A 15338-nucleotide genomic window follows, 5' to 3' on the forward strand; every position below is an offset into this window, starting at 1 on the left:
CCTTGTGCGCAAGATAGCGCACGGATTGGTCGCGTAGCAGATGGCATTCTCCGCGCAGCCCTGATAGGTGACAACCAACGTGCCTTTGTCCGGCAATTGGTCGGCGGCTGCGGTCGTGCCGATGCCGAAGCCTGAGTGCTCTCGATTGAGACTTCCTTCGGTGCGAAGTTCCCACCCTAGGTGTGAACAACCACCATCTTCCCCCTGGCCTCGTTCGCCTCCATGACGCGATGCGCCTCACGAATCTCCTCGAAACGGAAGACTCGCATTGGCTTCACGTCGAGCCGTCCCGCGGCGGCGTCGGCGGCAATCTGCCGAAGCGGCACGTCCGAGAGCGGAAAGCCCGGAGTGCCGAACACGAAGCTACCGAAGAAGGTCAGATAGACGCCGCTGGCCATTTGCAAAAGCGGGTTGAAATCGGGGATGGGATCAAGACCGCCGAGCCAGCCGGCCAAACAGGAGCGGCCTCCGCGCCGAAGCATGGCGAGGGAATCGAGCATGACCGTGTTGCCCACGAGGTCAAGCACGGCGTCGATCTGCTTGGCCTCGGGTATGAGCTTCGACAAATCACGGCGCTCAAGTTCGCAACGCTCGGCGCCGAGTTTTTCAAGCATGGCAAAGCGATCGCGGTTGCGAGTTGTCGCGATTACACGGGCTCCGACGTTGACAGCCATCTTGAGCGCGGCCTGACCGAACGAGGAGGTCGCACCACGAATGAGGAGCAATTGTCCCTTCTCGATTTCGAGATTGCGGAACAGGCAGGTCCATGCCGTAGCATAGGTTTCTGGGATCGCCGCGAGCTCGGCCCAAGGTAGATCCGATTCGATCAGCGCAACATTCGACACGGGTGCGCGAGTATATTCGGCGTAGCTGCCATTGATCGTACGCCCGAGCCCACCCATCAGCGCAGCTACCTTGGCACCGATCGGAAACTCCCCACCGGGACAAGATTTTACGAGGCCGACGCACTCGATGCCGCTGACCGGAGCGGCTTCTGCCCATTCGCCCCGGCGCATATGCATCTCGGCATGATTGATGCCGAACGCCTTTATCTGGATAACGACATATCCTGCTTTCGGTTCAGGCTCCGGGATCTCCTTGATCACCAGGCTGTCGAGGCCTCCAAATTTTTCGAGAACGATTGCACGCATCAGACCACTCGCTGGAAGGGATGACTTGAAATCAGCAAACTTGCGATCCTCCATTGATTCACTTTAGTCGCAAAAGAAACTCGCGTATCGCCGCTGCGATTTCGTCGCAATGCGTCTCAAGTGCAAAATGACCAGTATCGAAGAAACGGACTTCCGCATTCGGAATGTCACGCTTGAACGCCTTCGCGCCCATTGGCAGAAAGAAGGGATCGTTCTTGCCCCAAACTGCCAGAAAGGGAGGCTTGTGCTTGCGGAAATATTGTTGAAAGATCGGGTAAAGCGCAACGTTGCTCTTGTAATCGCCAAACAGGTCCAGCTGTACCTCGTCTGCTCCGGACCGGGCCAAATAGAAGTTGTCGAGTGAGTAGCCGTCTGGAGACACACGGGCCGTCTCGGGCACACCGTGAGTGTATTGCCAAATTGTCGTCTTGGGCGCGAGGAAGGATCGGAGCGAGTTCCGATTGGCCTCAGAGGGTCGCTCCCAATAGGCACGAATCGGATTCCATCCATCGCTGAGCCCCTCCTCATAAGCATTGCCGTTCTGCGAAATGATTGCGGTGATGCGCTCGGGGTGTCGAGCAGCTAGTCGAAAGCCGATCGGTGCACCGTAGTCGAAGACGTAGAGCGCAAAGTGAGCGAGTCCGATGATTTCGGTGAAGCGTCCGATGACTTCCGCCAGTTGATCGAAGGTGTAGGAAAACTTGTCGCGAGATGGCATTTCGGACTGACCGAACCCAGGTAGGTCTGGTGCTACGACACGAAACTGATCCGCCAATGCTGGAATGAGCTCACGGAACATGTGGCCCGCAGACGGAAATCCGTGTAGTAGCAGCAGAGCAGGCGCATCGGCCCGCCCTGCCTCGCGGTAGAACACCTCGAGTCCGTTCACATCAGCGTTCCGGTAATGAACTTTGGTCATGAGCGGCGCTCCTCAGGGCCAGTCGAAAACACATCAAAGATGTGACCTGACTATTTTCGTGGGCCAACTCGATCTGGTTACAGGCTCGCAAAAAAGTTATTCACTTGCAGCAACGTGTGCGGACGTGCCAAAAGCGCCGGCCGAAACGGCTTGCGCAAGTTCCTCAGCACTTGAATCTTAGATCGGGTCCGGGGCTAATTGGATCGCGTCCGGAGCCTGGAGAGTGCACTTCCCCAAGGAAACTGAGCCCTGACTACATCCTGGCGCCAAGTATTTGCACAGATAAGACCCGAAGGCGCCATCCGGGTCTCTCGAAAATGATCTTTCCGGCTGCTGGCCAGCACGAAGTTTACCTGAGCCAAACTCTCGACGACGCCATTGCCTCTCCACCCTTGGGCCGTCTCAGCGTTAGTATCGAAGTCTCTCTCGCAGCACTCACGGAGTCCTAATTTCTTCGAGAACCAGGCTGCGCCCCTGTAACCAAACCTGGAGGATCCACGAATATAATCATGTCGGATTGCGCAAGCGAAGCTACACGCAGACCGATGGGATCCGGGGGCGCCGAACTCGGAGATCGCCGATCTCGATTATCGAGTTTATAGGAGAGAGCAGTGGGATTATCCTGGCAACAAGGTCCGCTCTCAGCGGGAGCAATCGGCCGGTTCCTCGTGCCCGAGCCGCTGCCCAAAAGGTTGTTGTACGTGGAACGGTTGCGCCGGCGCATGCGCGTACGCTTCGGTGGAATATGGATCGCCGATAGCGAGCATACCATGCTTCTGTTCGAACCGGGTCGTTATCCGGTAGCCTATTTCCCGGAGAGCGACGTGTCTCCACACGTCCTGGAACCCTCCGAGCATGTGACGCAACATCCCGATTTCGGACTAACGTCTTGGTACGCGGTCCGGGCAGGCGAGCAACATGTCGTGCCGCGAGGCGCGTGGCAGCACACGAACCTGCCAGCCCACGCAACCGACCTGCAGGCACGAGTCGCCTTTGCCTGGCGGGCCATGGATGCCTTCTACGAAGAGGATGAACGAGTCCTGGGTCATGCCGCCGACCCCTACCACCGCATTGACATTCGCCAGGCCTCCCGCCACCTCGTGGTCCGTCATCGCGAGCGGATCATCGCCGACACCAAGCGGCCGGTGGTCCTCTATGAGTCCGGCTTCGCGCCGCGCTGGTACGTCGCACGGGCGGACATCGACGAGTCTGCACTCACGCCCGTGAAACTACAAACCTTCTGCCCCTATAAGGGGCTCTGCAGCTATTACTCTATCGATGACGCACGCCAGGCGGCATGGTCGTATCCTGAGGCCTATCCCGAGGTTCGTCGCATCTCCAACCTGGTCTCGTTCGAGCCGGATATCGTCACCGTGCATCTCGATGGCACCCAGCTCCATCTCGAGCCGGGCCAGACGGTGGTCCCGCACGGCCCCGATCGCAACCTCGATGTCGCCGAGCTGGAGCGAGCACCGAGTGGCGGGCCGGAAGCGGCCGCCAGCGGCTAGAGCTCCCGGCTCTCATCAAAGCGGAGGGGACATGGCGCGACTGCTATCGGTGAATGTCGGACTTCCGCGCGATGTCGAGTGGAGGGGTCACACTGTGCACACCGGGATCTGGAAAAATCCCGTGCTTGGCCGCTGTCGAGTCGGTCGGCTGAACCTGGACGGAGACGGCCAAGGCGACCTCGCCGGTCACGGCGGTGAGCAGCGAGCCGCCTTCGTCTATCAGATCGAATCATATCGCTACTGGCAGGAGCAGTTGAAGCGGACCAACTTCGTCTTCGGACAGTTCGGCGAGAACTTCACGATCGAAGGATTGCCCGACGATGCCGTTTGCATTGGCGACCGTTATCAAATCGGCGGCGGACTGTTTGAGGTCACTCAACCTCGCGTGACCTGCTATCGCGTTGGCATTCGAACGAACGAGCCGCGGATGCCGGCATTGCTCACGTCGAGCGGACGTCCGGGCTTCTACTTCCGCGTCCTGCAGGAAGGCGAGGTGGGCGCCGGTGACGAAATCGTGAAGGTGGGAGAGGCGAACGAGCAAATGACTGTCGCGGAGATCAACGCGCTTCTCTATTCGCCCGATCATGCACGCGATCGATTGGAGCGCGCCTTGCGGATCGAGGCGCTTTCGTCCGGGTGGCGCGCATCGTTTGAGGCGTTATTGCAAAGCCAAACGACTGTCGCGGGAGGCGGCAATGCGGGGCTCGCGCCGGCAGCGGCCGCGCACCCAGCTGCACCGGGATTTCAGCCGCTGGCGGTGGCTGCAATTGATCAGGAGTCCGAGGATGTCCTCTCGCTGTTGATGCGGCATCCGGACGATCTTCCGCTGGCCCCGGCTCTGCCCGGTCAATACGTCGTCTTGCGTCTTCCACAGAACGGTGGCCCACCGCTCTTTCGCAGTTACTCGCTTTCGGGTCCCGTCTCGACAGAACGTTATCGGATCAGCGTAAAGCTCGAGCCGAACGGAGTTGCCGGAACTTATCTGCGGGACCATGTCCGAGTGGGCGACGTTCTCGACGTCAGCTTGCCGCGAGGAAGCTTCATCCTGCAATCGGGGCAGCGGCCTGTGGTGCTGCTCAGCGCGGGAATCGGAGCCACACCTGTTTTGTCAATGTTGCACGTACTGGCGGCGGCCCGCTCGACACGGCAGGTCTTGTGGCTGCACGCGGCTCGCGACGGACAGCATCATCCGTTTGCCACCGAAGTCCACCGCCTCATGCCCGCGCTCCCCCACGGCCGCAGCTATGTTTGCTACAGCAGGCCGGGCTCGCACGACAGGGTGGGCGAAGATTTCGACGCGACCGGTCATCTGTCGCAATCCGTATTCGAGGAGGTCGATTTCCCGCGAGAGGCGGATGTCTATCTCTGCGGCCCGACCAGATTCATGGCGGACATGAAAGCGGCGCTCGGGGCCTTTGGCGTGCCGCCAGAGCAGATTCGTGTCGAACTCTTTAACGGCAGTGAGTCCTTAACTCCCGGTGTCGTTGGCGCAGCGATGCGCGCTCCGCACCTTCCCGAGCACGACCCCAACACTGGTCCACTGGTATCGTTCGCACGAAGTGGTATCGCCGCCCACTGGAACGCGTCAGCCTACCGAAGTATCTTGGAGCTGGCTGAGGCGTGCGATGTCCCGGTCCGTTGGTCATGCCGGACCGGTGTTTGTCACAACTGTGAGAGTGGTTTGGTCTCGGGTGCGGTTGTTTATGGCCCTGAGCCACTCGAGAAGCCTGCCGACGGCAACCTTCTCATTTGCTGCTCACAACCAGCTCTCGACGTCGTCATCGATTTGTGAATCCCGAGGGCGGCGCATTTCAAGCGGAAGATGGAGGCGCGGCGCAATGAACACAAGCAGCACAACGGTCGTGACTCTTTCACTTGAGGTGATCACGTTGCCGGTGAGCGATGTCGATCGGGCGCTTCGGTTCTATGCCCATCAGGTTGGCTTCACGCTCGACGTCGACTATTCGCCGAACGACGCGTTCCGCGTCGTGCAGCTCACTCCGCCGGGCTCCAAATGCTCGATCCAGATCGGTCGCGGACTCATCGATTCGCCGACGGGACCGCTTCGCAACGTCTATCTTGTTGTCACCGACCTTCAGGATACGCGGAGCCGCTTGCTCGAGCGTGGCGTTGAAGTCAGTGAGATCCGGTACAAGATACCCGTTGATGCTTGGGACGGAGGCTTCGCACCTGGGCTCGATCCCGCGCGCAGGGACTACGCCAGCTTCGCCGAATTCTCGGACCCGGATGGTAACAGCTGGGTGCTACAGGAGCGGGGTTACCGCAAACACTGATGTATTTTCGAGCTCAGTATCAAGCATCGTTGCGCTGCTCACGATTTTGCTCGCGGTGTCTTTTCGCTCAATGGATGGATCGTCGTCGCCTCTTTGGAGCGCGTGGCTAAGTAGCGCCTCCTCTGTAAGAGCGTCGCACCGGCAGTTCTAGCATGGCTATGCCCCAAGCGGGGCGAGCAGTTCGTTGGGGTAAGCATTTGCCGCCGCCGAGTGCGCCTTCGGTTCGGAGTCAGGATCGAGGAACGGTAGGCTGCTAAGCGATTGGCGGTCCGATAACATCTGCCGGCGATCGATCGCCTCGGTCTACATCCGAATGATCACGGCTTGATATGACGGTGCGTACCTCTGGACGAAGATAGACGATCAGGCAGACACAAATCAGGACCATGCCGCCGACCGGATATTCAAGTGCTACAATGCCAGCCGACGCAAAGAGCCCGAGGGTTATAAATGAGCGCACCCGCATCGTCCTACGGGCATCGGCCGGCACTTCCTCCTTTTGAGGCCGGTCGATGGCTTCCATGCACAAGAGGATGTACGTCGCGTTCACGAAGACGAGAACGCCTGCGTAAAATGAAACAGGAATTGCAGCAAGCTCGGTTTGCGCGATCCAGGCAGTTGAGAACGGCATAAGCGAGACCGAGAATAAATGGGCGAAATTTACCCAAATCAGGCGACCTGTCGCGATCTGCGCGTAACGCAACAGATGGTGATGATTGACCCAAACGATCGCGATGAAGAAATAGCTCACTGCGTAACTCACCGCGCTTGGCCACAATGAGACAAGAGCTTTCAGTGTCCAATCGTGAGGCGCTCTCAATTCGAGCACAAGAATCGTAATAATGACCGCAAACACTGCGTCTGAAAACGCGTTCAGCCGGTCCGGCTTCGGCTCTCGCGCGATCATCTCTTGCTCCTCGGTATAGTCTCATTCTCGGGCTTCGGATCTAACGAGCTCCAGGACCCGATTAGTCCATAGACAGGCGATAGTCGCCCCTTCCGGTCAATGGGAAGGAGCATGGAAAGTACGGCCCAAGCGGGACTAGCGATGGCAGCGCCATCACAGCGCGGCACCAGTTCCGCAGTCTCGTATTTCACGGCAACAAGAGCGTCATTGAAAATCGGCGTCAATTTGCTCGCCCCATCGCAAGTCGCGAGAGCCACCCGTTCGAGACAATCTCTACCATAAAATCGATCAGCACGCTTCCCGATGTTCACCTGAGACGAGGTTGCGATCTCTCTCTGGTCCGCGATTTCTCTCGTAGATCGCCTTCACGGTGCCGACAATGCGGGCTCTTGCTTCGCCAGAATCAGAGAGAAGAATTCATCCTGATCGGCCCACTCTGCGATCGGGGTCCAGCCGCCGGCCCGCAGCAGCACGAACGCATCTCTCAAACCGTATTTGAGGCTATTCTCGGTATGGATTGTCTCGCCCTTAGCAATAGAGAACGCCCACCCATCGATTTCAAATTGGACGTCTTGACGGGCTTCGAGATGCATTTCGATGCGCGCCTCGGCATCATTCCACCGCACTAGATGACGAAAGTCCTCCACAGGCAACGAACCTCCAAGCTCTCGGTTGATTCGATGCAAGAGATTGAGATTGAATGCCGCGGTTACACCATTTGGATCGTTGTAAGCAGGCAGGAGAATCTCTTGTTCTTTGACGCGGTCGATGCCTATCAGCAGCATCGATCCGGCACCCAAGCTCGTTGATATCAGCCGAAGCAAGTCCACTGCAGCAGGCACCACCAGGTTTCCGATTGTCGATCCTGGGAAGAAGCCGAGCCGCGGCGCACCATTAATGGCATCGGGCAGAGCAAATCCGCGCGTGAAGTCGGCTATCACCGGATAAATTGGCAACTTGGGGAATTTGTCCGATAGGACCGCCGCCGAATCTCTGAGAAACTCTCCGGAAATATCTATCGGAACATAGGCAACGGGGCTTACCTGGGACAGCAAGATCGGAGTCTTGGCGGAGGAGCCCGATCCAAACTCTATAACTGCACGATTTGGCCCAGTTAGCGCAGCGATCTCGCCTATGGCAGAGCTTAGGATCGAGCGCTCGATGCGGGTTGGATAGTACTCAGGTAGCGCAGTAATCGCTTCGAAGAGCTCAGAGCCACGCGCATCGTAGAGCCATCGGGCGGGTACTGCCCGTGGTTCAGCACTAAGCCCTTGGAGCACGTCGTCCCTAAACGCTGGGTCGACATCCTGAAGGTGTAACTGTCTGTTATTCTGGCAGCGAAGCATTACTCGTCTCAAAACTTTTCTGTTTGGTTGATTGTTGGTGTCGAGCGACGCTTTTCCAGCACATTGATGGGGGTTCTTGCCGCAACGACTTCGCAGGAGGCCAATGCAGCCAGTTTCTTTAACCCTCGATGGAGGTTGATCTTGACAAGCGCTGCGGACTGGCCGGTTGCACCAGATGCGCTTGCGATACTCAGACCCTTCAGCTTCACAAGACGAATTACGCTGGCCTGTGCGGGCTTCAGTCGGCCAAGCAGATCATCCACCGCGGCGGCGCTGATCGCGCTTGCACCGTGATCCGCGATCGGTATTTCGTCGTCGAGCGGTACTGCGGCAAATCGAGACGCATCGCGAATGCGATCAATCCACTTATAACGTGCAATCGCCATGACCCACGCACCGAACGATCTTGACGGTGCGTATGTATGTCGACTGGCATGGATTGCGAGAAGAGCATCTTGCGTCGCATCTTCGGCTGCGGGGTGGGGAAGTCGCCGCGCGTAATAGCGACGCAGCCAGACGTCTAACTCTCTGAGCAGATGCTCGTAGGCTTGGCAATCACCACCTTGCGCAGCTGCCATTAATCCGGTCCATCGCCTGAAGCACTCACCAGAGTTTTCAGTCTGCGAAGCTGCTTTCGCCCTTTTCGGCGGCTCAACTTGGAAACCAGGTGACAAGGAACCTTGTGCGGCTCTGCGAAGGCATTGCGGCGGGGAGGTTTTCGAGGAAACGATTATCCTGCCGGGTAGGGCGTTCATTTGGATAGGCTCCTCTCGACGCATTCAAGAAGGGCATTGGCATCGAATGGCTTTCTGAAAAGACGTTGGGCGCCGACTGAGATGGCTTCGTCGTCCAAATGCTTTTCAGAGAGCGCCGTGATGAGAATCACCGGCGTCAGAATGTTTTGTTCGCGGAGCTTTCGGGTGAGCATAAGTCCACTCATTCCGAGCATATTAATGTCAGCGACGATACAGTCTGAGCTCGACGATGTGGGTGATCTCAGGAATGACTCTGCTGACGCGAACGGTTCGGCGCGATAGCCGATCGAGCGTATCAGATCCACGAGGGATGAGCAGAGCGCTTCGTCATCGTCTATGATCGCGACGAGAGGGCTTGGCACCGAGAGCAGCCTTTCTTGCTGAATAGCAGCAGGGACCTCAGCATGCGTTTACGCATCCGCCGTCACAATCTCTCGGTTGTGATGGATAAGTACATACCTTGGTATGGGTCAGTACAGCGGCAGTCAGCCCTGCAATGGCAGCGAGTCAACGCGCTGCTCGACTACTCCACGTCTGGATCTCGAGGGCGCCGGCCATCCTAGCGAGCATCGCCACAGATTTGCAGCCCATCTTTCGCATTACGCTCCCGCGATGCATCTTGACGGTGGCTTCACTGATTGAAAGTTCGTTCGCAATGTGCTTGTTCATCAGGCCAGACGCCACGAGTGCCATGACCTCCCGCTCTCGAGCCGTCAGAAGCGCAAACCGTTCCCGCAGTTGATCATTCTTCGAGCTTTCTCTGCGTCGCTCTTGGTCCAGTCGAACCGCTGCACCGACGGCATCAATCAAATCCTGATCTCTAATCGGTTTGGTGAGGAAGTCGATCGCGCCTGCCTTCATGCCTTTGACGGACATCGGAACGTCGCCAAAGCCCGTCATCAAAATCATGGGCACCCGGATATTGGCGCGTGTGAGATACTCCTGTAGCTCCAAGCCGCTGGTGCCGGGTAACCGTACGTCCACCAGCAAGCATGCAGGCGCATCAGGCAACTCGGCGCCGAGAAACTCCGAGGCAGATCCGTGGAGGGTTACCTGGTAACCAATGGACCGGAGGAGATCCCCAATTGATTCCCGAACGGCCTTGTCGTCGTCAACGATGTGAACGAAACCCGACAATGACGCGCTCAGTGGTTTGCTGATATCGAACCCGATTGATGAAGCGGGAGAGTGAACGTGAACGTCGCTCCATTCGGTGTGTTTTCCTCCACCCATAGTCGTCCTCCGTGGACAGCGATGATTTTGCGGCATATAGACAGGCCAAGACCCAGGCCATCACGCTTCGTCGTGTAGAGCGCATCGAAAAGCCGATCCCTGCTCGCGGGCGCAATACCGATACCCGTATCCGCGATAACAACAGCGACACCTGCACCGCCAACCTTGGTGGAGAGGCTTAGAACGCGCCGCTTTCCGGTCACGCTGGCCATTGCGTCAATGGCGTTGCGTACAAGATTGAGGACGACTTGCTGAAGCTGTACTCGATCGCCTTCGATTGTTGGTATCGACTTGTCGAGAGCCGTGTTGAGGGTAACGCCGGCGCGCTCCAGATCCCTCTTCAAGAGAAGAAGAATCTCTTCGATGGCGTCGTTGATCTGAACATCGGCGAACCGGAGCTGCGCGCCACGTACCAAAGTTCTCAGGCCAGCGACGACATCGCCCGCCCGACGTCCCTGCTCGATGACGCGCAGCGCGGATCTGCGGGCTTCAGCGGGTTCAATAGGGCTTCGCTCGAGCCACCGGAGGCAAGCTTCCGCGCTCATAATGATTCCGGTCAACGGCTGATTGATTTCATGAATAATGGAGCCTGCAAGCTCACCCAGTGATGCCAGGCGTATGGCACGCGCAAGCTCTGTTCGCGCGTCCGTGAGTGCTTGTTCCGCAGCCTTTCGGTCGGTGATATCGGAAATAATTCCTTCCAACTCGACATCCCCGGTCGGACCGACATCGAATTGCCCTACAGCAGCCACGTGCAGCGTCGTGCCGTCTCGGTGGACGACCCGGTACTCGTGACTAAACGGAGACTTGGTACCCACAGCCTCCGCAAGCGCTTCCTCCAGAGCAGGAATGTCATCAGGGTGGACGCGGCTCTTGAATACCTCGAACGGCACAGGATTGACGTCAAAATCAATATCGAACAAGCGGTAGCATTCGCGTGACGCTCGCGAGAGCAGAGTTCGCGTATTCCATCGGTAGCTGCCCATGCGACCGATTTGCTGACCTTTGACCATCCACAGGTTGGTCTCACGAAGCGCCTCGAACAACTGCACCGATTCAAACGAAACAGCAGCCTGCGAGGCTAGCATCGAAACTACAGACACATATCTTGGCCCAAACGTCTCCTTACGTTCTGATTCGAGGTACAGGACACCGACTGTTTGATCTCGATGAATCAGAGGTAAGCATAGCTGCACTATCGGTCCTCGACGGCACCGGGCGGAATCAATCAGTGCGGACCCTTCCCAGCCATCGTCCCTAAGAACGATTTCTCGGCGTGTAAGCACCCTTTCACTGAGGTCTACTGGCAGCCGAAATTCGCTGGCCGGAGGTTGCGAGGCAAGAAACTTAGGCCTCTCGCGAGGAAAGCTCGCATCGGCTCTGGTAAGTAGCTCGCCGCTTTCGCTCAGCAACACAGCGCCTCGGCCGGCATCCGAGTAATCGAGCGCGGCTTTGAGAAGAGCCTTAGCCAAGCCTTCGTAGCTGGTCTCTTTCGAGATTGCCTGAAATGCTTTGCCGATCCGCTCCAATTCTGATGTTTCTACCTCAAGCCTCATCGCGCGACGCTCTTACTGACGGCAGCGACAAAAACTTACCTGGTAGTCGCTATTTCCAAACTCTATCGCTCCACTACACTCGTGCCCCGGGAACGCCGAGACAGCCGAGTAACGAACTTGATCAGGTCCCCACGGTAATGGAGCTTCTCGTAATCGATCGGTCTGAGCCCTTCGGTATACGAAGTGCGCTCGATGAGGAAGATGGCACTGCCGACCGGTGTGCCCAGCGCGCTCGCGACCTGCTCCTCAGCGGTTACAGCCTCCAGCTGGTATTCGGCGTTAATCAAAGGGATACCGTACTTGCCCTCGAGCAAGGCAAAGATTGGTTCGGCTTCCAAGTCGTTCTTGACGATCTTTTTTCCGATCTCCAGCGGCAAATACGTTTCATCAAATGACATGGCCACGCCGTCGGCGATCCGAACGCGCTTGATCCGATAAACTTTAGTACCTGGCGCAAGGCCGAGGTGCTGAGCGACCGTATTGTCAGCAGCGACAGGCCGCTGGTCGAGTAGACGAGCTGTCGGCTTGCGGCCGAGTGCGACCATATCCTCCACGAAGCCGCTCAGCTCTGTAAGCTCTTGTCTAATTTTGGGGTCGCTGACGAACGTACCAATGCCACGTCGGATTTCGACCAGCCCACGAGCCATAAGGTGCTCCACGGCTTTCCGCACTGTCGCCCGGCTGACGCCGAACCGATCAATCAGCCCCTCCTCCGAGGGAAGCTGTGTGCCAGCCGTCAAGGAGCCGCCAGCGATGTCGGAGGCGAGCGCCGAAGCGACTTGCGCATAGAGAGGCATACTGTCCATGCCGAAGGTCATGCGGACATCATGATGTCCGGACGTCCAGGGTGTCAAGGTCGTAGCGAGTTCCGCGGGTTGTGGGTCGAAAAATTTGTTTAAATTCAGCTACTTATTCGATTAGACGATTGCGGGCCAGGGAGGCGCACGCGCACAGACATTAAGTCACCTATCATCCGGCTGATTAAGTTGCCCAGTTTCAATCCTTGGCAACCTCGTGAGATCGTCTGCGCATGACTGCTGGCCTCCGGAGGCAATGGTCGCCGTCGGCTCCGATAGGATCAAGCGGCCCACTTATACGAAGATGTATCCGAAAACCGCCTCGACGTCCTTGCGCACTTTCAAGTCCACGGAAGCTTTGTTTTGACTGTGCCCAGCGGAGGCACAGTGTTGAAAATCAAGAGAATCGAAAATTCAAGAATTTCAACCAAAGCGGAAGCAGTCAATCAGGCGAAGCCTTCCGAGCAGTCAATCCTTCGCCTCGCCCGCCTTATCGGACGACAAATGGCCCGTGACGATATCAAGGATCGTCGATCTGCTTGTGCCTCGCCCGATAAAGAAACCACCCCAATCTAGCCGCGGCTTAGTCGACGCTCATCGCAATCGCCATTGTGTAGATGGAGCTCTCGAGTACGCAGCAAATGGGATATGAGCAAAGGCGGACACAGCGCCGCAGCGTCGTCTAGTTCACTCCAGAGCTCTTCTTGATGTTGATAGGCGATAGCCTTTCCTTGCATCAAACGCATATCCGGGTGTGCACGGCATATAAATGCCGCGTTCATTCGATAGTTTTTGCTTCACGGCGCCATGTGCCGGCGCAAGCGGAATGCAAGGGACAAGTCAATGACGCGAGTTGCGCTATATGCCCGATACTCGTCTGACAACCAACGTGACGCCTCGATCGAAGACCAATTTCGTATTTGCAAAGAGCGCGCAATGCGCGAAAAGTGGACGATCGTCGATTCTTACAAGGATGCCGGAATTTCTGGTGCGAGCATGATCCTTCGTCCGGGCATCCAAGCATTGTTGCAGGATGCTCAAAACCGTGCGTTCGATATCGTGCTCGCTGAGGCGCTCGATCGCATCAGCCGCGACCAAGCGGACGTGGCAACCCTGTTCAAGCAACTGCGCTTTGCCGGCGTTCCGATCGTCACCTTGGCCGAAGGGGAAATCACCGAGCTTCACGTCGGTCTAAAGGGGACTATGAACGCTCTATTTCTGAAAGACCTCGCTGCGAAGACGCACCGTGGCTTGCGAGGTCGGGTAGAGGGTGGAAAGTCCGGTGGCGGGCTTTGCTACGGATACCGCGTTATCAAACGACTGGACGAGCGCGGAGATCGCATCCGAGGAGACCGAGAGATCGATCCGGCCCAGGCCGGCGTAATCCGGCGCATCTTTCGGGACTTCGCCGCTGGCATCAGCCCGCGAGCGATCGCCGTGAAGCTCAACGCCGAAGGCATAGCGGGCCCTGAGACCAAGCTGTGGAACGACACGACGATCCGAGGCCATATCAAGCGCGGCACCGGGATCATCAATAACGAGCTTTACGTGGGGCGCCTCGTTTGGAATCGGCTGCATTACATTAAGAATCCTTCGACGGGGAAACGCATCTCGCGTCTCAATCCTGAGTCCGAATGGATCGTCACCGAAGTGCCAGAGCTTCGCATCATCGAGGACGAACTCTGGGATCTGGTGAAAGCCAAGCAAAGTGAGATCGCCGAGAAATTTATCAATGTGACAGTAGCTGTCCGCGAGCACCATTCGAACAAACGACTGAACAGTGCTCGCCGCCCAAAGTCGTTGTTCTCGGGACTTGTGCTCTGCGGCTTATGCGATGGCCCCTGTTCGCTCCGCGGCGCCGATCGCTTCGTCTGCTCGGCACATGTCAGCAACGGGTCCTGTTCGAACGGCCGTACCTTGGCGCGGAGCGAACTCGAACAACGCGTGTTGGGCGGGCTGAAGGACCGGTTGCTGGCGCCAGACGTCATCGCAGAAGCAATGCGCGCCTATGCCGAGGAGATGAACCGGCTGAACCGCGAGCGGCGAGCCCGCGACGATGCCTGGCGCGCTGAACTGGTGAAAGTAGAAAAGCAAATCCACGGAATGGTCGAAGCGATCAAGGAGGGCATGTTCCAGCAGTCGATGATCGCGGCGATGGACGCGCTGGAGGCTCGCAAAGCCGAGCTTTCTGCCCTGCTCGCCGAAGCCCCTGCGGATACCCCAGACATTCTCCCGAGCGCCTCGCAACTCTACGCCAAGAAGGTCGCCCACCTCACCGAGGCTTTGAACCGTCCGGAAGACCGGGCCGAGGCCGCCCAGGCTCTTCGTGGCCTGATCGAACGCATCGTTCTCCGCCCGGGTGCCAAGCGCGGCCAAATCGACGCCACCCTCCATGGTGATTTGGGCACAATCCTGAGCTGGACTGCTACGCGTAACGCGGAAAAGGCAGCACAAACGAAAACTCCCGCAGCCTCGGCTACGGGAGTGTCGGTATCAGTGGTTGCGGGGATAGGATTTGAACCTATGACCTTCAGGTTATGAGCCTGACGAGCTACCGGGCTGCTCCACCCCGCGTTAACACTTGCACGCCTTCAGTTAGATCCTGGGGACGGTCGGTTGAGGCCGGCGCTGTTCGCGTGGCTTTCCTCTTCCGTCCCAAAGGCTTCCTTGGAAGGCAACCCCGGGGCAAAGCCCGTCGGGTGCGGGGCGTATGTACCAACCCAAGCTGCCTTTGGAAAGGGCTGCGGGAACGTTTTTTTCGACTTTATGACAGGCGGATGGACCGATTTTGGCGGCGTTCCGCGCGCTCTTGCCAGAAGTTCCACAAAGGGCCAGCTTGCGGCAACAAGATTAAGGCCGGAACGCGCCCTTG

General features: G+C 57.8%; 14 protein-coding genes and 1 tRNA gene. 5 read left to right on the forward strand and 10 right to left on the reverse strand.

Going from position 1 to position 15338, the window contains the following annotated elements; translation table 11 throughout:
* Nucleotides 1-176: 176 nt before the first annotated feature.
* Nucleotides 177-1205: a zinc-binding alcohol dehydrogenase family protein gene (locus tag IVA81_RS17750; RefSeq protein WP_247320326.1), complete on the reverse strand. Its 1029-nt coding sequence runs from the start codon at nucleotides 1203-1205 to the stop codon at nucleotides 177-179.
* A 4-nt stretch (nucleotides 1206-1209) separates the two neighbouring features.
* Nucleotides 1210-2070: an alpha/beta hydrolase gene (locus tag IVA81_RS17755; protein WP_247320328.1), complete on the reverse strand. Its 861-nt coding sequence runs from the start codon at nucleotides 2068-2070 to the stop codon at nucleotides 1210-1212.
* Nucleotides 2071-2738: 668 nt separating this feature from the next.
* Between IVA81_RS17755 and IVA81_RS17760 the strand changes: the two genes are divergently transcribed.
* The 3 genes from IVA81_RS17760 to IVA81_RS17770 are packed head-to-tail and all read left to right on the forward strand — an operon-like array spanning nucleotide 2739 to nucleotide 5872.
* Complete coding sequence (locus IVA81_RS17760) at nucleotides 2739-3578, forward strand: DUF427 domain-containing protein (protein ID WP_346015877.1); 840 nt, start codon at nucleotides 2739-2741, stop codon at nucleotides 3576-3578.
* Nucleotides 3579-3609: 31 nt separating this feature from the next.
* Nucleotides 3610-5370: an MOSC and FAD-binding oxidoreductase domain-containing protein gene (locus IVA81_RS17765; RefSeq protein ID WP_247320332.1), complete on the forward strand. Its 1761-nt coding sequence runs from the start codon at nucleotides 3610-3612 to the stop codon at nucleotides 5368-5370.
* Between the two features lie 46 nt (nucleotides 5371-5416).
* A complete protein-coding gene (locus IVA81_RS17770; protein ID WP_247320334.1) occupies nucleotides 5417-5872 on the forward strand; it encodes a VOC family protein in 456 nt (151 codons plus the stop codon).
* Between the two features lie 253 nt (nucleotides 5873-6125).
* Here the strand turns inward: IVA81_RS17770 and IVA81_RS17775 are convergent, their stop codons facing one another.
* The 7 genes from IVA81_RS17775 to IVA81_RS17805 form a co-directional block, all read right to left on the reverse strand.
* On the reverse strand, nucleotides 6126-6779 hold the full coding sequence (locus tag IVA81_RS17775; RefSeq protein WP_247320341.1) for a TMEM175 family protein: 654 nt from the start codon (nucleotides 6777-6779) through the stop codon (nucleotides 6126-6128).
* A gap of 365 nt (nucleotides 6780-7144) precedes the next feature.
* On the reverse strand, nucleotides 7145-8125 hold the full coding sequence (gene egtD / locus IVA81_RS17780; RefSeq protein WP_247320343.1) for an L-histidine N(alpha)-methyltransferase: 981 nt from the start codon (nucleotides 8123-8125) through the stop codon (nucleotides 7145-7147).
* 8 nt (nucleotides 8126-8133) lie between these two features.
* Entirely contained in the window at nucleotides 8134-8703 is a 570-nt protein-coding gene (locus IVA81_RS17785; RefSeq protein WP_247320344.1) for a sigma-70 family RNA polymerase sigma factor, read from the reverse strand.
* Between the two features lie 173 nt (nucleotides 8704-8876).
* Nucleotides 8877-9242, reverse strand: coding sequence for a response regulator (locus IVA81_RS17790; RefSeq protein ID WP_346015876.1), 366 nt, complete (start codon nucleotides 9240-9242; stop codon nucleotides 8877-8879).
* A gap of 145 nt (nucleotides 9243-9387) precedes the next feature.
* On the reverse strand, nucleotides 9388-10017 hold the full coding sequence (locus IVA81_RS17795) for a response regulator (protein WP_247320347.1): 630 nt from the start codon (nucleotides 10015-10017) through the stop codon (nucleotides 9388-9390).
* Nucleotides 10018-10025: 8 nt separating this feature from the next.
* Nucleotides 10026-11669 (reverse strand): ATP-binding protein, encoded by a 1644-nt coding sequence (locus IVA81_RS17800; RefSeq protein WP_247320349.1) that lies wholly within the window; start codon nucleotides 11667-11669, stop codon nucleotides 10026-10028.
* Nucleotides 11670-11731: 62 nt separating this feature from the next.
* Nucleotides 11732-12487 (reverse strand): GntR family transcriptional regulator, encoded by a 756-nt coding sequence (locus IVA81_RS17805; RefSeq protein WP_247320351.1) that lies wholly within the window; start codon nucleotides 12485-12487, stop codon nucleotides 11732-11734.
* A 366-nt stretch (nucleotides 12488-12853) separates the two neighbouring features.
* Between IVA81_RS17805 and IVA81_RS17810 the strand changes: the two genes are divergently transcribed.
* Both IVA81_RS17810 and IVA81_RS17815 read left to right on the forward strand, forming a co-directional pair.
* Nucleotides 12854-13042, forward strand: coding sequence for a hypothetical protein (locus IVA81_RS17810; RefSeq protein WP_247320353.1), 189 nt, complete (start codon nucleotides 12854-12856; stop codon nucleotides 13040-13042).
* A gap of 267 nt (nucleotides 13043-13309) precedes the next feature.
* Nucleotides 13310-15007, forward strand: coding sequence for a recombinase family protein (locus IVA81_RS17815; protein WP_247320481.1), 1698 nt, complete (start codon nucleotides 13310-13312; stop codon nucleotides 15005-15007).
* Here IVA81_RS17815 and IVA81_RS17820 read toward each other — a convergent pair.
* Nucleotides 14964-15040: transfer RNA gene (locus tag IVA81_RS17820), tRNA-Met, on the reverse strand. The two genes, IVA81_RS17815 and IVA81_RS17820, sit on opposite strands and share 44 nt — an antisense overlap.
* Nucleotides 15041-15338: the final 298 nt, after the last annotated feature.

This window comes from Bradyrhizobium sp. 141 (assembly GCF_023074055.1).
In the GTDB taxonomy this organism is placed as follows: Bacteria; Pseudomonadota; Alphaproteobacteria; order Rhizobiales; family Xanthobacteraceae; genus Bradyrhizobium.